The organism is Archangium violaceum Cb vi76, assembly GCF_000733295.1.
GTDB classification, from domain to species: Bacteria; Myxococcota; Myxococcia; order Myxococcales; family Myxococcaceae; genus Archangium; species Archangium violaceum.
Genome location: NZ_JPMI01000055.1, coordinates 1 through 16,327, shown reverse-complemented (window position 1 = coordinate 16,327; position 16,327 = coordinate 1). Strand labels below are relative to the sequence as shown.

Here is a 16,327-nt window from a genome sequence, read left to right as displayed (position 1 = left end):
CCCTGTCCCGCTCGAAGAGGGGACAGGGCGTTTCATTTGATTCAGTTGGGCCGGGCCGGCGTCTCGGGGCCCGCGGCCACCGCGCCCGCGGGCGTGTGCGTGCCCGTCACCGGCGACTGTGCCGCCAGCTGCGTCATCAGCGACGTCATCCGCCGCGCGAAGCGGTTCGGGTCCTCCACGCTGCTGCCCTCGGTGAGCAGCGCCTGGTCGTAGAGCATCTCCACCCACTCCGTCACCTGCGGGGACGCCGGCTCCTTCTCCTGCAGCGCCTTCAGGTGCTCGACGATGGGGTGCGAGGGATTCACCTCCAGAATCCGCTTCACGCGCGGCATGCCCCGGCCTCGCTCACGCAGCAGCCGCTCGACGTAGGCGTGCGAGCCGCCCTCGGGCACCACCAGGCAGCACGGCGAATCCGTGAGCCGGTCCGACACCCGTACCTCGCGCACGTGCTCCTTCAGCACTTCCTTCATCCGGTCCGCCAGCGGCCCCAGCCCCTTCGCGCGCTCCTCCTTCTCGCGCTTCTCCTCGTCCGTCTCCTTGAGCTTCAGGTCCGAGTGCATGGCCGACACCAGCGGCTTGCCCTGGAAGTCCCTCAGCCCCTGCGTGGCCCACTCGTCCACCGGGTCCGTCATGTACAGCACCTCGTACCCACGCTTCTTCAGCGCCTCGAGGTGCGGGGAGTCCACCACCGCCTTCCGGGACTCGCCGAAGATGTAATAGATGGCCTCCTGGCCCTCCTTCATCCTCGATACGTAGTCCGCCAGCGAGGTGAGCCCCTCCTCCCGCGAGCTCTCGTAGCGCACCAGCGTGCCCAGCTTCTCGCGGTACTCGGTGTCGACCGCCAGGCCCTCCTTGAGCACCGTGCCGAAGCTCTTCCAGAACGTCTGGTAGTCCTCGGCCTTGTCCTTGGACAGCTTCTCCAGCATGTCCAGGCTCTTCTTCGTCACGTGCTTGCGGATGGCATGCACCACCGCCGAGTCCTGCAGCAGCTCGCGCGACACGTTGAGCGGCAGGTCATCCGAGTCCACCACGCCCCGTACGAAGCGCAGCCACTGCGGCAGCATCTCCTCGCACCGGTCCATGATGAGCACGCGCTTCACGAACAGCCGCACCCCTCGCTGCTGGGCCGCGTTCAAGTCGAACGGCGGATTCTTCGGCAGGAAGAGCAGTCCCGTGAAGACCTGGTTGCCCTCGGTCCGGAAGTGCGTCCACGCCAGCGGCGCCTCCCAGTCGTGCGTCAGGTGCTTGTAGAACTCCTGGTACTGCTCGTCGGTGATGTCGCTCTTGGAGCGCTGCCACAGGGCGCTGGCCTTGTTCACCACCTCGAGCTGCGTCTCGGTCTTCTTCTCCTCCCCCTCGCCGGTGGTCTTCCGCACCTGGAGCTTGATGGGGTGGCTCACGTAGTCCGAGTACTGCTTCACCAGCTCGCGCAGGCGCCACTCCTGGAGGAAGTCCTTCTGGTCCTCCTTCAGGTGCAGGGTGATGGAGGTGCCGCGCGTGGCGTGCTCGGCCGGCTCCACCGTGAAGGCGCCCTTGGCGTCCGAGGCCCACTTCCAGGCCTTCGGGTCCTTGCCCGCCGCCCGGCTCACCACCTCGACCTGGTCCGCCACCAGATAGGCGCTGTAGAAGCCCACGCCGAACTGGCCAATCAGGTTCGCGTCCTTCTGGCCCCGCTGCGCCGCCAGCTCCAGGAACTCGCGCGAGCCCGAGTGCGCAATGGTGCCCAGGTTCTTCACCAGCTCGTCATGCGTCATGCCGATGCCGGTGTCCTCGATGGTCAGCGTGCCCTTCTCCGCGTCCGGAATCAGGCGGATCTCCAGCTCGGAGGCGCCCTCGAGCAGCTCCGGCTCGGTGACGGAGCGGAAGCGCAGCTTGTCCAACGCGTCCGAGGCGTTCGAGACGAGCTCGCGCAGGAAGATCTCCTTATGGCTGTAGAGGGAGTTGATGACCAGGTTCAGGAGCTGGTTGATCTCCGCCTGGAACTTGTGGGTTTCCCGCTGGGGGTCGACGGACATGTTTCCTCCGGGCGCCCATCGCGGGGCGCGATCTCCCTCCCCTTAACCATGGAAAACGGCTTGTCCAGTCGCGAGGGACCGTTTCCAGAGGAGGAACGCCCGCGGGGCGGCGGAGGAGGAGGCCCTGGCGCGCCTGCCCGCCCGGCTCCTAGGCTGCGCCGTCTCTGACGCCGGGAGGACAGCGTGGACACGACAGTTCCGGACTTTGGCCCGCCCCAGGGGGAGCGGGAGCACACCGCGGCCGCGGACATCTGGGCCCAGGCCTTCGCCCTTGCCCCCGAGGACGCCCGGGGCTGGCACAAGAAGATCGAGGCGGGAGAGGCCCGGATGTGTGTCCTGCGCGAGGGGGGCTCGGTGGCCGCCACCATCGTCCTCATCCCCATGGGGCAGTGGTTCAACGGGCGCCGGGTGCCCATGGTGGGGATCGGCGGCGTGGGCGTGGCCCCCGAGCGCCGCGGCCAGGGCACCGCCACCCGGCTCATGCGCACGGCCCTCCGGGAGCTGCGGAGCCAGGGCGCGCCCCTCGCCAGCCTCTACCCGGCCACCCAGCCACTCTACCGGCGCGTGGGCTTCGAGCAGTCCGGCTCGCGCCAGGAGATCCGCGTCCGGCTCCATGGGCTCGACTTCCAGGAGCGCACCCTCGCGCTGCGGCCGGTGACGGAGGCCGACGTGCCGGCCCTCCGCGACGTCTACCGCCGTTATGCGCAGCGGCAGCAGGGGTGGATCGACCGCACCGCCTATACCTGGAACCGCGTCACCCATCCCCGGGGGGAGACCGCCTACGGTTACCTCGTGGAGGGCCGTGCCGGCATCGAGGGCTACGTCTACCTCACGCGCCGGCTGGTCTCGCAGGGCCTGGTGCAGGAGTTGAACCTCACCGACATCGTCGCGCTCACCCCGGCCGCGGGCCGGCGGTTGCTGAGCTTCCTCGGTGACCATCGCTCCATGGCCCAGGAGGTGGTGTGGAGGGGCGGGCCGGCGGATCCACTTCTCTTCCAGCTGCGCGAGCAGACGTACGAGGTGAAGCACCTCTTCCATTGGATGCTGCGCCTGTTGGATGTGCCCGCCGCGCTCCAGGCGCGTGGCTATCCGGCCGGGCTCTCGGGAGCCCTGCACCTGGAGGTGGAGGATGACCTCTTCCCGGAGAACCACGGCCGCTTCGTGCTCGAGGTGGAGAACGGCGAGGCCGAGGTGCGCCGGGGGGGCGATGGGGACGTGAAGCTGCACGTCCGGGCGCTCGCTCCGCTCTACAGCGGTTTCCTCTCGCCCGCGGCCCTCCAGGGCGCCGGGGCGCTCGAGGCCGACGAGTCCTCCCTGCGCACCGCCGCGGCGATCTTCTCCGGCCCGCCGCCCGCCATGCCCGACATGTACTGAGTCAGGGCACCCACGGGCCCAGCCCCGCCGGGGCTCCCCCACAGGCCTCGCGCAACCTCGCGAGCGCATCCTCATAGGTGAGGGACCCGGCGGCTTCCTTCACCGTGGGGGAGACCCAGTCCCTCCAGGAGCGCAGGACGGTGACGTGGCGGCCCTCCTCCGTCCCGGCCTCGGAGACGTGCACGAGCAGCCGCTCCTCCAGGGTCTCTCGCCCCTTCGTCCACTCGCTGTGCTTCTCCAGGCGTACCACCTTGTCCCGCTCCACCGCCGTCAGCAGGGCGCGGGCCTGGGGAGACAGCCCCTCCAGCGAGCGGCGGCGGCGAGAGGGCTCCATGGCCACGCGGTACACCACCGCCCACAACACGGGGTCCACGAAGGCCACCTTGCCCTCCACCAGCCGCACCGCGAGCACCTCGTCCGAGGCCCTCAGCATGCGGCCGAGCCGGTACATGAGCCGGCCCTTGGCGTGGTTGCGCCAACTGCCGTGCACCGCGCCTCCGGCCACGGCCTCGACGAGCGAGCTCATCCCCAGGGCCGGCACCTCGGTGATGATGCGCTTCGTGCGGATGAGCTCCAGTGCGTCGTGCTCGGTGCGGACCACGTTCGCGCGCGCCTCGCTCTCAGCCCTGGTGGCCCTCGTGACCGTGCGCGCAGCTACAGGTGGCCGCCTGGCCTTCCGTGCCCTGGGCCTCCGCGCTCTTGGCGGCGTGTCCACAGTGCGGGCAGCTACACCCGGCGGCATGGCCCTCCGCGGCCTGCGCGGAGCCTTCCTGGGCCTTGTGGTTGCAGCTGCACATCTTCGCTTCCGTCCCGCCGCTCGGGGCCTCCGTCCGCGTGGCCGGGGCCGGGGTGCTGGCACAGCCGAGCAGCGCCGTGGTGGAGAGGGCCAGGAACATCGTGCGTACGCTCATGACAGGACTCCTTTGGGGGAGCATGGGGGTGGAACGTGGAGCATGCTCCTGGCTCCCGTTCATCCCCTGGGGGGATGGGCGCGGGCGTCCTGTAGTGAACTGGAGGTACAGGGCAGGTGGCGGGCCTGCCCAAGGGCGCGCGGGTGGAGATCGACTGCATCGCGGTGGTTCAACCCTCTTGAGGGAAGACCCTCACCCCGACCCTCTCCCAGAGGGAGAGGGAGAGGGAGAGGGAGAGGCTCAGGTGCTCTGCACGGGCGTGGCCGTTGCGGACGTCTTGCTGGGGGCCGAAGGCGTGGGTTCATCGGCCTCGGCACCCACGTGCATGCGGTGCTCCACCTCGGCGTAGCGGCTGGCGGCCTCGGGCTCGGGGGAGACCAGCGACACCACCCAGCCCACCACGAAGGCCAGCGGCATGGTGAGGATTCCCGGGTTCTTCAGCGGGAAGAGCGCTTCCTTGTTGCCCAGCAGCTCCACCTGCACCGTGGGCGACAGGAAGATGAGAATCACCGCGCTGAGCGTGCCCGTGACCATGCTGGCCACCGCGCCTCGCGTGGTGAAGCCCTTCCACAACATGGACAGCAACAGCGCCGGGAAGTTGGCGCTCGCCGCGATGGCGAAGGCCAGGCCCACCATGAAGGCCACGTTCTGCCCCTTGAAGATGATGCCCAGCAGGATGGCGAGAATCCCCAGGCCCAGGCTCGCCAGACGCGCCACCCGGAGCTGCTCGTGCTCGGGAGACTTGCCCTTGCGCACCACGTGCGTCCACAGGTCATGCGACAGCGCCGCCGCGCCCGACAACGTCAGTCCGGCCACCACCGCGAGGATGGTGGCGAAGGCCACCGCGGAGATGAAGCCCAGGAAGGGCGTGCCACCCACCGCCTCGGCCAGCATGGGCGCCGCCATGTTGCCGCCCTTGTCCACGCCGGTGATCGCCCCGCGGCCCAGCAGCACCGACGCGCCGAAGCCGAGGATGAACGTCACCAGGTAGAAGTAGCCGATGAGGCCCGTGGCGTAGAACACCGAGCTGCGCGCCGCCTTCGCGTTGGGCACCGTGTAGAAGCGCATGAGGATGTGCGGCAGACCCGCCGTGCCAAACATCAGCGCCAGGCCCAGCGACACCGCCTCCAGTGGATTCGTCACCAGTTTGCCCGGCGCCAGCACCTCCGGACCGTACTGGTTGACCGCCTCCTGGAAGAGCGCCAGCGGGCTGTAGCTGAACTTCGCCAGCACCATCAGCGCGAGCGCGGAGGCTCCGCCCAGCAGCAGCACCGCCTTGACGATCTGCACCCACGTGGTGGCGATCATTCCGCCGAAGAGCACGTAGAGGATCATCACCACGCCCACGATGACGACGGCCATCTCGTAGGAGAGGCCGAACATCATGCGGATGAGGTTGCCGGCGCCCACCATCTGGGCGATGAGGTAGAAGGCCACCACCGTCAGGGTGCCGAGCGCGGCGGAGATGCGCACCGGCGTCTGCTTCAACCGGTAGGCCACCACGTCCGCGAAGGTGTACTTGCCCAGGTTGCGCAGGGGCTCGGCGATGAGGAACGTCACCACCGGCCAGCCCACCAGCCAGCCCACCGAGTAGATGAGGCCATCGAAGCCGGAGAGCGCCACCAGGCCGGCGATGCCCAGGAAGCTCGCGGCGCTCATGAAGTCACCGGCGAGCGCGAAGCCGTTCTGCAGACCGGTGACGCCTCCACCGGCGGCGAAGAACTCCGAGGTCGTCTTCGTCTTGCGCGCCGCCCAGTACGTGATGGCGAGGGTGAGGCCCACGAAGGCCAGGAAGAAGACGATGGCCGTGGTGTTGGGCTCGCCAATCGTGGTTTGTGCCTGTTGGGGATTCATTCGCGTGGCTCCTGATTCAGCGGCGGAACTGGTGGAGGGCCTTGTCGTAGCGGTTGTTCGCCCACAGCACGTAGATGCCGGTGAACACCCAGGCCGAGGCGATGACCAGCGCGCCCAGCAGGATGCCGAGCGACAGCCCCGGGACGATCTGCTTGCCCATCAGCGGCTTGTCGAACGCGACGAGCAGGATGAAGCCGAAATAGGAAATCAGCATGGCCGCGGTGAGCACGGCGGCCACGCGCCAGCGCGCCGCCGCCAGGGCCTCGAGCTCTTCCGCCTTGGTTTTCTGGGACATGGGTAGGGACTCTCCTCGGGAGATGGTCAGCGACGCTGGGACTGCAGTTGGGTCTGTTGTTGGAGCAGTTCGTCGAGCACGGAGGGCTCGGCGAGGGTAGAGGTGTCGCCCAGGTCCTGTGTCTCACCGCAGGCGATCTTCCGCAGCATGCGGCGGAGGATCTTCCCGGAGCGCGTCTTGGGCAGGCCGGACACGATGCGCACCTGGTCCGGTGTGGCGATGGGGCCGATGACGTGGCGCACCTGCTCCTTGAGCGCGCCCATCATCTGCTCCTTGCTGGCGTCCAGGTACTCGGGCTTGAGCGTGACGAAGGCGCATACGCCCGTGCCCTTGAGGTCATGCGGGACGCCCACCACGGCGGCCTCGGCGACGGACTCGTGGGCCACCAGCGCGCTCTCCACCTCGGCGGTGCCCAGGCGGTGGCCGGAGACGTTGAGCACGTCATCCACGCGGCCCGTGATCCAGTAGTAGCCGTCCTCGTCGCGGCGGCAGCCGTCCCCGGTGAAGTACAGGCGGGGGAAGCGCGAGTAGTACGTCTCGATGAAGCGCTGGTGGTTGCCCCAGATGGTTCGGGCCTGGCCCGGCCACGTGCGGGCGATGCACAGGTTGCCCGAGACGCCGTTGCCCTCCAGGACGCGGCCCTCGTCATCCACCAGTACGGGCTCGACGCCGAAGAAGGGCAGGGTGGCACTGCCGGGCTTGCAGGGCGTGGCGCCCGGCATGGGGGCGATGAGCACCCCGCCCGTCTCCGTCTGCCACCAGTTGTCCACCACGGGGCAGCGGCCCTCGCCCACCACGTCGTGGTACCAGCGCCACACCTCGGGGTTGATGGGCTCGCCCGCCGAGGCCAGCAGCCGCAGGCTCTTGCGCGAGTACTTCTTCACGTGCGCGTCCCCCTCGCGAATGAGGGCGCGCAGCGCCGTGGGCGCGGTGAAGAGCACCGTGGCCTTCACATCGTCCACCACCTGCCACAGCCGCCCCGCGTCCGGGTACGTGGGAATGGACTCGAAGAGCACCGTCGTCGTCCCGTTCGCCAGCGGCCCGTACAGCAGGTACGTGTGGCCGGTAATCCAGCCCATGTCCGCGGTGCAGAAGTGCACGTCCTCCGGCTGCAGGTCGAAGACGTAGCGGTGCGTGGTGACGGCGTAGACGAGGTAGCCGCCCGTGGTGTGCAGCACCCCCTTGGGCTTCCCGGTGCTGCCCGAGGTGTAGAGGATGAAGAGCGGATCCTCCGCGGCCATCCACTCCACCGGGCAGGTGCCGCGGTGCTTGCTCATCTCCTGGTCCAGCCACCAGTCCCGCCCGGCCTTCATGGGCACGTCCGTCTCGGTGCGGCGCACCACCAGCACGGACTGCACCTGCGAGAGTCCCTCCACCGCGTCGTCGCTGATGGCCTTGGTCTGAACCCGCTTGGGGCCGCGCGGGCCTTCGTTGGCGGTGACGAGCACCCGCGCCCCCGAGTCGAGGATGCGCTCGCGCAGCGAGTCCGCGGAGAAGCCGGCGAACACCACCGAGTGCACCGCGCCGATGCGCGCGCACGCCAGCATGGTGTAGGCCAGCTCCGGCACCATGGGCAGGTAGATGCAGACGCGATCCCCCTTCTTCACCCCGTGTGCCTTGAGCACGTTGGCCACGCGCCCCACGTTGTGCTTGAGATCCCTCCAGGTGATGAGCTCGTACTGCCCCGGCTCGTTCTTCGCCCAGATGATGGCGGGCCGGCGGGGGTTCGCCTTCACGTGCCGGTCCACCGCGTTGTAGCAGGCGTTGAGCCGGCCGCCGCCGAACCAGGAGAAGTCCACCAGGTCCGGGTCCGCGTCCAGGAGGGTGTCCGGCGGGTGGAACCACGTGAGCGCCTGCGCCATCTCCCCCCAGAACTCCTCGGGCCGCTCGATGCTCTTGCGATAGAGGAGCTGGTAGTCCTCCATGCTCTGGATGCGAGCGGTCCTGCCGAAGCCTTCCTTGGGTGGGTAGATCATCGCAGGCCTCCATGAGCAACGCTCATTCCAGCCCGCAGCATGAATGTTCTCGCGGGCTTGGCGCCTGCCACGCCGCGTCGAACGTTTCGAAAGGTAACGTCTCCGTCACCCCGGTAACGCGGGTAACACCCGCCCCCCGCCTCGCTGGAGCCCCGCCGAGCACTCGGTGAGGACCGTCACCGCGGGGCGCATTGCCCCACGACCATGAGGTGTCCATCCCTTCACACAACCAGGGAGCGGACACCCATGACGCAGGAGCGGTACCAGGGGGAGGGGCAGCCGGGCGGCGAGGCTCGACCCGAGCCCTTGCCCAGTTTGCGCGTCGTGGACGCCGTCGCGCTCGTGGTGGGCATCGTCGTGGGGGCGGGCATCTTCCGCACGCCCTCCCTGGTGGCGCAGAACGCCTCGGGCCCGAGCGCCGTGCTGCTGTTGTGGGGGCTCGGCGGACTGGTCTCCCTCATCGGCGCCATGTGCTACGCGGAGCTGGCCAGCACCTGGCCTCACGCTGGCGGCGACTACCACTACCTGCGCCGGGCCCTCGGCAGCTCGTTGGCCTTCCTGTTCGCCTGGGCGCGGTTGACGGTCATCCCCACCGGCTCCATCGCGCTGCTGGGCTTCATCTTCGGGGACTACGCCTCCCAGTTGCTGCCGCTGGGGGAGCACTCGTCGGCGATCTACGCCGCGCTCTCGGTGGTGGTGCTCACCGGGTTGAACGTGGCTGGCATCCAGCTGGGCAAGTGGACGCAGAACCTGCTCACCGTGGCGGTGGTGCTGGGGCTGGGCCTCGTCATCGCCGCCGGGTTCTTCCTCGCTCCCGCCGTGGCTCCCGCCCCCGTCGCCGCGGTGTCCTCTGGCGCGTCATCCGGCGAGGCGCCCCATGCCGCCTGGGGCCTGGCCATGGTGTTCGTGCTGCTGACGTACGGCGGGTGGAACGAGGCGGCCTATATCTCCAGCGAGCTGCGCGGAGGCCGCCGGAGCATCGTGTCCGCGCTGCTGTGGAGTCTGGTGGCCGTCACCGCGCTCTACCTGCTGGCGAACGCGGCCTACCTCCGGGGGTTGGGCATGGCGGGCGTGGGGCAGTCCGACACGGTGGCGGCGGAGCTCATGCACCGCGTGGCGGGGCCCTCGGGAGCCTGGCTCATCAGCCTGCTCATCTGCGCCGCGGTGCTCACCTCGTCCAACGCCACCATCCTCATGGGCTCGCGCACCCATTACGCCATGGGCCGGGACTTCCCGCTGTTCTCCCCCCTGGGCCGGTGGAACGCGCGGGCGGGCTCGCCGGTCAACGCCCTGCTGGTGCAGGGGGCCATCTCCCTGGCGCTGGTGGGCGTGGGCTTCATCACCCGGCGCGGCTTCGAGACGATGGTGGAGTACACCGCCCCCGTCTTCTGGTTCTTCTTCCTGCTCTCGGGCGTGTCGCTGCTGGTGCTGCGCCGGCGCGAGCCGCACGTGGCCCGCCCCTTCCGCGTGCCGCTCTACCCGCTGACGCCGCTGCTGTTCTGCGCCTCGTGCGCGTACCTCCTCTATTCCAGCCTGGCCTACACCGGAGTGGGCGCACTCGTCGGCGTCGCGGTGCTGGCCACCGGCCTGGTTCCGCTGGCGCTCATGCGTCGGCGCATGGGTCACCCACGCAGCAACCCCTCACCTGGAGGTCGTAAGTCATGGGGATTTGGAAGGCCGCGGTCGGTGTAGCGCTGTTGTTGGGGCTCGGGGGCGCCTCCGTGCCGCCCAACCTGGGCCGCTCGGAGCTGCCCGAGCGTGCGCCGGACGTGCCGTACGTGCCCACCCCGCAGCCGGTGGTGGACGCGATGCTGGAGGTGGCCGACGTGAAGCCGGGAGACGTGCTCTACGACCTGGGCTCGGGAGACGGGCGCATCGTCGTCACCGCAGCGCAGCGCTTCGGCGTGCGCGGGGTGGGCATCGACATCAACCCCGAGCGCGTCCAGGAAGCGGAGGCCAACGCCAGGGCCGCGGGCGTGGAGCGGCTCACCGAGTTCCGCCAGGAGGACATCTTCAAGGCGGACTTCGGCGAGGCGACGGTGGTGACCATGTACCTGTTGCCGAGCGTCAACAACCGGCTCAAGCCCAAGCTGCTGAATGAGCTGAAGCCGGGGACGCGCATCGTCTCGCATGCCTTCGACATCGAGGGTTGGGAGCCGGAGCGCATCATCGAGACCGACGGGCGCACCATCTACTTCTGGGTGGTGCCGGAGACGCCGGGACGCGGCGAGCGCTGAGGGCCTCAGGCGTGAGGCTGGGGCTCCCCTCCCTGGAAGGGGAGCTCGATGGTGAAGGTGGCCCCCTGGCCGGGGCCCGCGCTCGAGCACGTGAGCGAGCCTCCCATTTCCCCGGCGGCCAGCGCGCTGATGTGCAGGCCGAAGCCGTGCCCGTCCTTCCTCGTGGTGAAACCCTGCGTGCAGATGCGGGGCAGGTTCTCCGCCAGGATGCCCACGCCGTTGTCGGCCACCTGGATGCGCAGCCGTCCCTCGGGACTCCGTTCCACCCGGATGCGGATGTGTTTGTCGCTCTGGCCACTGTCGAGCAGCGCATACCGGGCGTTGCTCACCAGGTTGATGAGGATCTGGAGCAGCTTGTGCCGGTCCACCATCATCGGGGGGAGCTGCGAGGCATGGTCGGTTCGCACCTGGATGCCCACCTGCTCGAAGGACACGCTGTGCAGGCGCACCGCGTCGTCGATCAACTGCGGCACCGACACCTCCTCCACCACGCCCGTCACGCGCGCGTGGGATTGCTGCATGCACACCACGGCCTTGATGTGCTCCACGCTCTGCTCGAGCCTCCGCGTCTCGGCCAGCAGCGCCTCCTGCTCGGAGTCGAGGTGCTGGGCGAGCAACTCCAGATATTGGGTGAACTTCTGGCCGCGCGGGTCCCGGGTGAAGAAGGAGGCCAGGTCGTGCGACTGCTCGCGCAGAAGTATCGAGGCCCGGGCCACGCCGGACAGCTTCAGCTTCCGCAGCCGCTGGGCGAGCAGCCCCGCGGACACGTTCACGCTGTTGAGCGTGTTGCCCACGTTGTGGAGGATGCCGTTGGCCATCTCCGCCATGCCCGCCTGGCGTGACACGTCCAGCAGGTTGCGGTGCAGCTCGCCCAGCCGGGCCTCGGCCTCCTTGAGGGCGGTGATGTCCCGTCCGAAGATCGTCATCCCCACCGGACGCCGCCCGCTCCCGAGCAGGGGGCTGAGGTTGATGTCCATCACCCGGGGCTTGCCCTCCATCGTGAGCTTCAGCTGCACGCGGATGTGCTCCCCATCGAGCGTCCGTCTGGCCCGCTCCTGCCAGACCGCCCGTTGCTCCAGGGGGAGCGCATCGAAGAGGGAGCTGCCTGGAAGGGGGCTCGCTCCGAAGAGCTGACGGCACAGCTCCGTCCCCGCATGGTTGAGGGTGAGGATCCGGCCCCGGACGTCGAGCGAGCACACCGGATCATCCGTGCTCTCCACGAGGCTGAGGAGCTTCTCCTCGCTCTCGCGCAGCGTCCGCAGCGCCTGCTCGAGCGCCGCGTCCGCCTCGTCGCGCGAGGCGAGGAACATCCAGCTCACCAGCCAGCCGCACAGGAGGAAGAGCGCGGAGTAGAGGTTCAGCGCCCGGGTCTCGGGCGGTGGGAAGAGAGACGGGTGGACAAAGGCGATGTTCACGGCGGTGATCAGGGTGAAGAACAGGCCCCAGCGCACCCCCAGCAAGTACACGGTCAACATGGGCACCAGCATGGCCATGACGTTCACGGCCACGGCCTGTGAGCCGGTCCGAAGGGACTCGGCGCAGATGGCGGCCGTCACGAGGAAGCACAGGAGCAGGGCGGGCCCTCGAAGCGAGCTGACCCGGCGCAGCCTCCAGAACGTCGCGGAGAAGAACACCAGGCACGTGAGCTGGACGATGCTGGAGGGCAAGGGATCCGGCTTCACCTGGAGGAGGAAGACCAGGACGAGCAGATCGAAGAGCAGGAGCATCGCGAGGATGCCCACCAGCAACCGGCCTCGGCTGAGCTCCACGGGAGAACTCTGGCGCAGCGGTTCCGAGAGGCACGCGTCGAGCCGTTTCAGCACCCAGGCCCACAGGCCACGGCGCGACAGCACGGGCAGGGAGGGCTGTGAGGGCCTGGTCGGATGATGCAGCCGGGCCTCGATGGTCGACGTCGTGGGCATGGACAGGGTCCCCCGTGTATTCCCGGCGTCCGGAGACGTCGGGGAATCAGGAGAGCACGCCTGCCCACGGCGTGGCGCCCGGGACGGGTCTTTCAGCCGGACGGACGTTGATGGCCCACCAACACGGAGCGTTCTGGCTCCGGAACGTGTTGGGCGGAGCACACTTCCGGTGGGCGCCGGAGCTTCATCATGGCTGGAGCGCCTGCGGCTCGCGGCTTCTCAGCGACACCGGCAGGTAGCACTTGCCCTGGTACTCGGCCTGATTCTCGAAGCAGGGTGGCTTCTTGGCGATTTCGACCCAGCACCCGCCGTTGATCTCCTCCTCGCCCTCCTTGGGTTTGCAGGGGGCCCTGGCTTGGTTGCGGAAGGGCTTGGAGGGGAGGGGATAGGCGAGGACCTCGACGGCAGAGGCAGGCTTGTCGATCAGCGTGGGGGCATCGATATAAGGGAGTGCATCCTGCGCCACTCCGTGAGCGGCTGGATTCCCGGTGCCAGGTGCCTGGACTCTTCCCAAGAGGTTCATCCAGAGCCCCACGCCCAGCGCCATCACTGCGAGCCCCGCGACGGCGCGTCCCTCCCTGGAAGACAGCCAACGGCCCATGTGTCTGGCCCGTTGCATCAGGCGTCCCCACCGCCCGTCCAGCAGGTGGGCACGTGCCTGCGTGTTCTGCTCCACCCGCTCGAGAGCGGCGGCCATCACATCCAGCATCCGCGATAGGGTGACCAGGGACCCCGAGGCGGGGGCCTGCGTCACCTCCAGCACCACGTGAGGCGGCTCCGCCTGTGAGGAGGCGCGCACCTCCCAGTTCTCCTCCGGCTCCCAGGTGTGGCTGGGAAGCAGCACCATGGCGGGAGCACCCGTGTCCACGTGGTGCGCCTCGTAGAGGCGGCCGAGGTCCGCCTCCATGTTCCCGTCCTTGTAGCGCCTACCAAGCTGGAATGAGCCCAGCCTGCCGTTGTCCCGGATCTTCTCGTTCGCCATGTGCCGTCTCCTCCATGCGTCTCTACACCGTAGACGCAGACTGGCCGCACATTACTTCCGGAGACCGCCAGAACGGAATGACTCGTGGAGTCGTGTGACCGATGGTGCCCAAACACTCGAGGCGGGTGGTGTGTTGAGACGCGGTGGGAAATCCCGGAATGTGCATCCATGCCCGAGCAAGAAACACCCCGCGTCTCGCAGGTGGCCATTCTCGTGCTCGCCGTGGAATGGCTGTTGTTTGGCTCGGGTCACTTCACCGCTCGTGAGATGACGGAAGCGCAGATTCCCAGCTTCATCCCGTTCAAGACCTTCATTGCCATCACGACAGGCATGGCCGAGGTGGTCATTGGAATCTTGATCCTGCTCCCCAGCACCCGCAGGTGGGCGGCACTGGCTTCGCTCGTGCTCCTGGGTCTCTTCCTTCCCTCGATCTACAACATCCTGGCCAATGACTCGGCCATTCAGGGGAGCGTGGCCTGGCGGAATCTCTGGCGCGTCATGGTCGTGCCAAACCATGTCATGATGGTCTTGTTCGCCCTTCATCTGTGGCGGTCACCAGACGCCGTGGCAATGGGGCCGGCTCAAGTCCTGGAAGATGTCTTGAAGCGTCGGCGGGAGCCACGACGGCCGGGCCCTCCGCTCATGGTCGCGGGAGTGATGCTCGCGGCGAATGCCGTTGGGTTCCTGGTCATCTGGGCCTCGCGTTGGGCTCATACGACCGCTGTGATCTGGGGGCTGATGTGTCTTGCCTCCGGCGCACTCGTTGGATTCCTCTTTGGAGTACCGAGGGTGACCCTGGATACGGCCCGGCGGATCACGCACCGCCCCAATTCCAATATCGAGATCGTGTCGGACTGGCTGACAAAGACCCTCGTGGGGGTTGGTCTGATCGAGTTCCACGCCATTGCTGGCTTTGTGAGGAACATCTCCGCCGAACTCGGCAGCTCCCTCTCACTGCAAGCGGGTGATCAAGTCGAAGGTCTGGCGACGTCCTTCGCGCAGGCCATCATCGTCTACTTCTTCGTGGCTGGCATCATCCAGGGGTACCTCCTGACGAGGATGTACCTGAGTGCGCAGTTCGAGGTGTATGAGTCGCCGGCAGTGGAGGCGAAGGAGCCGTGACCCATCACGCCCGGGTGCGTGGAATGCCGAGGCGCTGACGCCGCTCCCACAACGCCTTGCGGCTGATGCCCAATCGCCGTGCCAGCTCCGTCTCGCCCAGCTTGTCCTGGTGCTCCAGCACGAAGCGGCGGAAGTACTCCTCCAGCGAGTCCGGTGAGGCGCTGCCCTCGAGTGCCAGCCCCGCCTCCGGTAACTCGGGCGTCTCGAAGGCGCCACCTCCGCCGGGCTCCAGCGACAGCAGTCCGGGCGTGATGACCGGGCCGTCCGCGAGGATGACGGCGCGCTCAATGGCGTTCTCCAGCTCGCGCACGTTGCCGGGCCAGGGATGCGAGGTGATGGCCATGAGCGCCTCGGGCGAGAACGTCGCGGGCGGCCGGTTCAACCGCTGACACGCCTTCTCCAGCAGGTGCTTCGCGAGCGCCGGCACGTCCTCACCACGCTCACGCAGGGGCGGCAGCTTGATCTCCACCACGCGCAGGCGGAAGTAGAGATCCTGCCGGAAGGTGCCCTCCTGCACGCGCTTGGGCAGGTCCCGGTGCGTGGCCGCGATGATGCGCGCGTCCACCTTGCGCGAGCGCGTGGCGCCCACCCGCCGCACCTCTCCGTCCTGCAGCATCCGCAACAGGCGTGCCTGCGCGGGCGGGGGGAGCTCGCCAATCTCGTCGAGGAAGAGCGTGCCTCCATCCGCGCTCTCCACCAGGCCCGCGTGGGCCGCCTGCGCTCCCGTGAAGGCTCCCTTCTCGTGGCCGAACAGCTCGGACTCCAGCAGGTTCTCGGGAATGGCGGCGCAGTTGACGGCCACCAGCGGCCCATCGTGCCGCGGGCTCTGCGCGTGGATGGCCCGCGCCACCAGCTCCTTGCCCGTGCCCGACTCGCCCAGCACCAGCACCGTGGCAGGAGAGGCCGCCACCTTGCGGATGCGATCGAAGACGTCCCGCATGGCCAAGCAGTGGCCCACGATTCCGCCCACCGCGTAGACGCGCTCCACCTCGCGCTTGAGCGCCGCGTTCTGCCGCGTCAGACGGCCCTCGCGCAGCACGCGCTCCACCTGTAAGAGCAGCTCGTCGTGGTCGAAAGGCTTGGCGATGTAGTCCACCGCTCCCAGCTTCATGGCGTCCACCGCCGAGCGCACCGTGGCGTAGCTGGTCATGATGAGCACCGGTACCCCCGGCGCCTTGGCGATGACGTCCGTGCCCGGCGCTCCCGGCAGGCGCAGGTCGCTCAGGATGAGCTCGAACGTGTCCAGCGCGTCATCCGTTTCGGCCTCGTGCACCGAGCCGGCCTCGGACACCTCGTGACCCGCGCGAGTGAGCAGCCGCCGCAACTCCGTGCGGATGATGGGCTCGTCCTCGATGACCAGGATGCGGCTCATGCGGTGCTCGAAACCCCCGGAAGACCTGCCCCTCAGGCTAGTCCCGTGACCCCATCTCCTGTCCACTTCGCAGGTGGGATGACGAGATGCGTCATGGAGGGTCTTCCCATCTGTCCTGGTACGTTGCCGCCCGAGGTTGCGTCGGCACCTGAGTGGCAGGGGACCTTTCGTGGGATTGCTCGAAGGCGTGTTCGTGGTGGCGGTGCACCTGGTGGTGCTGCTCTCGGCGCTCGTGGGCGGATGGCAGTTGGTGATGCTGGGGATGGC

Annotated in this window: 13 protein-coding genes; 4 read left to right on the top strand and 9 right to left on the bottom strand. The window is 68.4% G+C overall.

All coding sequences use genetic code 11. The features are described 5' to 3' along the window. Positions 1–41: 41 nt before the first annotated feature. Entirely contained in the window at positions 42–2,015 is a 1,974-nt protein-coding gene (gene htpG, locus Q664_RS09075) for a molecular chaperone HtpG (protein WP_043392274.1), read from the bottom strand. Between the two features lie 183 nt (positions 2,016–2,198). Here htpG and Q664_RS09070 point away from each other — a divergent pair, with 183 nt between their 5' ends. Continuing rightward, on the top strand, positions 2,199–3,389 hold the full coding sequence (locus Q664_RS09070) for a GNAT family N-acetyltransferase (RefSeq protein WP_043392272.1): 1,191 nt from the start codon (positions 2,199–2,201) through the stop codon (positions 3,387–3,389). A gap of 1 nt (position 3,390) precedes the next feature. Here Q664_RS09070 and Q664_RS09065 read toward each other — a convergent pair whose 3' ends face one another. From Q664_RS09065 to acs, 5 genes are all read right to left on the bottom strand, one after another. Then, positions 3,391–3,990 (bottom strand): hypothetical protein, encoded by a 600-nt coding sequence (locus Q664_RS09065; protein WP_043392269.1) that lies wholly within the window; start codon positions 3,988–3,990, stop codon positions 3,391–3,393. Positions 3,991–4,009: 19 nt separating this feature from the next. Continuing rightward, positions 4,010–4,300 carry a hypothetical protein gene (locus Q664_RS09060; RefSeq protein WP_043392267.1) on the bottom strand — a complete coding sequence of 97 codons (291 nt, stop codon included), beginning with the start codon at positions 4,298–4,300 and terminating at the stop codon, positions 4,010–4,012. Positions 4,301–4,540: 240 nt separating this feature from the next. Further along, positions 4,541–6,154 (bottom strand): sodium:solute symporter family transporter, encoded by a 1,614-nt coding sequence (locus tag Q664_RS09055; protein ID WP_052517879.1) that lies wholly within the window; start codon positions 6,152–6,154, stop codon positions 4,541–4,543. A 16-nt stretch (positions 6,155–6,170) separates the two neighbouring features. After that, on the bottom strand, positions 6,171–6,449 hold the full coding sequence (locus tag Q664_RS09050) for a DUF485 domain-containing protein (RefSeq protein WP_043392263.1): 279 nt from the start codon (positions 6,447–6,449) through the stop codon (positions 6,171–6,173). A gap of 26 nt (positions 6,450–6,475) precedes the next feature. After that, on the bottom strand, positions 6,476–8,425 hold the full coding sequence (gene acs, locus Q664_RS09045; protein WP_043392260.1) for an acetate--CoA ligase: 1,950 nt from the start codon (positions 8,423–8,425) through the stop codon (positions 6,476–6,478). A gap of 246 nt (positions 8,426–8,671) precedes the next feature. On the opposite strand from acs, the gene Q664_RS09040 reads away from it, so the two are divergent. Both Q664_RS09040 and Q664_RS09035 read left to right on the top strand, forming a co-directional pair. After that, positions 8,672–10,117 (top strand): APC family permease, encoded by a 1,446-nt coding sequence (locus tag Q664_RS09040; protein ID WP_052517878.1) that lies wholly within the window; start codon positions 8,672–8,674, stop codon positions 10,115–10,117. Further along, complete coding sequence (locus Q664_RS09035; RefSeq protein WP_043392258.1) at positions 10,087–10,662, top strand: SAM-dependent methyltransferase; 576 nt, start codon at positions 10,087–10,089, stop codon at positions 10,660–10,662. Before Q664_RS09040 ends, Q664_RS09035 begins: the two co-directional genes overlap by 31 nt. A 5-nt stretch (positions 10,663–10,667) precedes the next feature. Here the strand turns inward: Q664_RS09035 and Q664_RS51830 are convergent, their stop codons facing one another. Together Q664_RS51830 and Q664_RS09025 are read right to left on the bottom strand one after the other, a co-directional pair. Beyond that, entirely contained in the window at positions 10,668–12,584 is a 1,917-nt protein-coding gene (locus Q664_RS51830) for a two-component system sensor histidine kinase NtrB (RefSeq protein ID WP_052517877.1), read from the bottom strand. A gap of 187 nt (positions 12,585–12,771) precedes the next feature. Further along, the gene (locus Q664_RS09025; protein ID WP_043392255.1) at positions 12,772–13,566 is read right to left on the bottom strand and encodes a hypothetical protein; all 795 of its coding nucleotides are present in this window, start codon (positions 13,564–13,566) and stop codon (positions 12,772–12,774) included. A 168-nt stretch (positions 13,567–13,734) separates the two neighbouring features. Here Q664_RS09025 and Q664_RS09020 point away from each other — a divergent pair, with 168 nt between their 5' ends. After that, complete coding sequence (locus Q664_RS09020) at positions 13,735–14,688, top strand: MauE/DoxX family redox-associated membrane protein (RefSeq protein WP_043392252.1); 954 nt, start codon at positions 13,735–13,737, stop codon at positions 14,686–14,688. A gap of 4 nt (positions 14,689–14,692) precedes the next feature. Here Q664_RS09020 and Q664_RS09015 read toward each other — a convergent pair whose 3' ends face one another. Next, positions 14,693–16,060, bottom strand: a complete 1,368-nt coding sequence (locus tag Q664_RS09015) for a sigma-54-dependent transcriptional regulator (RefSeq protein ID WP_043392250.1) — start codon at positions 16,058–16,060, stop codon at positions 14,693–14,695. Positions 16,061–16,327 lie beyond the last annotated feature (267 nt).

Excerpts from the sequence above, each read along its gene's own strand:
- htpG (WP_043392274.1), bottom strand. The coding sequence starts at position 2,015 with ATGTCCGTCGACCCCCAGCGGGAAACCCACAAGTTCCAGGCGGAGATC.
- Q664_RS09060 (WP_043392267.1), bottom strand. The coding sequence starts at position 4,300 with ATGAGCGTACGCACGATGTTCCTGGCCCTCTCCACCACGGCGCTGCTC.
- Q664_RS09055 (WP_052517879.1), bottom strand. The coding sequence starts at position 6,154 with ATGAATCCCCAACAGGCACAAACCACGATTGGCGAGCCCAACACCACG.
- Q664_RS09050 (WP_043392263.1), bottom strand. The coding sequence starts at position 6,449 with ATGTCCCAGAAAACCAAGGCGGAAGAGCTCGAGGCCCTGGCGGCGGCG.
- acs (WP_043392260.1), bottom strand. The coding sequence starts at position 8,425 with ATGATCTACCCACCCAAGGAAGGCTTCGGCAGGACCGCTCGCATCCAG.
- Q664_RS09040 (WP_052517878.1), top strand. The coding sequence starts at position 8,672 with ATGACGCAGGAGCGGTACCAGGGGGAGGGGCAGCCGGGCGGCGAGGCT.
- Q664_RS09035 (WP_043392258.1), top strand. The coding sequence starts at position 10,087 with ATGGGGATTTGGAAGGCCGCGGTCGGTGTAGCGCTGTTGTTGGGGCTC.
- Q664_RS51830 (WP_052517877.1), bottom strand. The coding sequence starts at position 12,584 with ATGCCCACGACGTCGACCATCGAGGCCCGGCTGCATCATCCGACCAGG.
- Q664_RS09025 (WP_043392255.1), bottom strand. The coding sequence starts at position 13,566 with ATGGCGAACGAGAAGATCCGGGACAACGGCAGGCTGGGCTCATTCCAG.
- Q664_RS09020 (WP_043392252.1), top strand. The coding sequence starts at position 13,735 with ATGCCCGAGCAAGAAACACCCCGCGTCTCGCAGGTGGCCATTCTCGTG.
- Q664_RS09015 (WP_043392250.1), bottom strand. The coding sequence starts at position 16,060 with ATGAGCCGCATCCTGGTCATCGAGGACGAGCCCATCATCCGCACGGAG.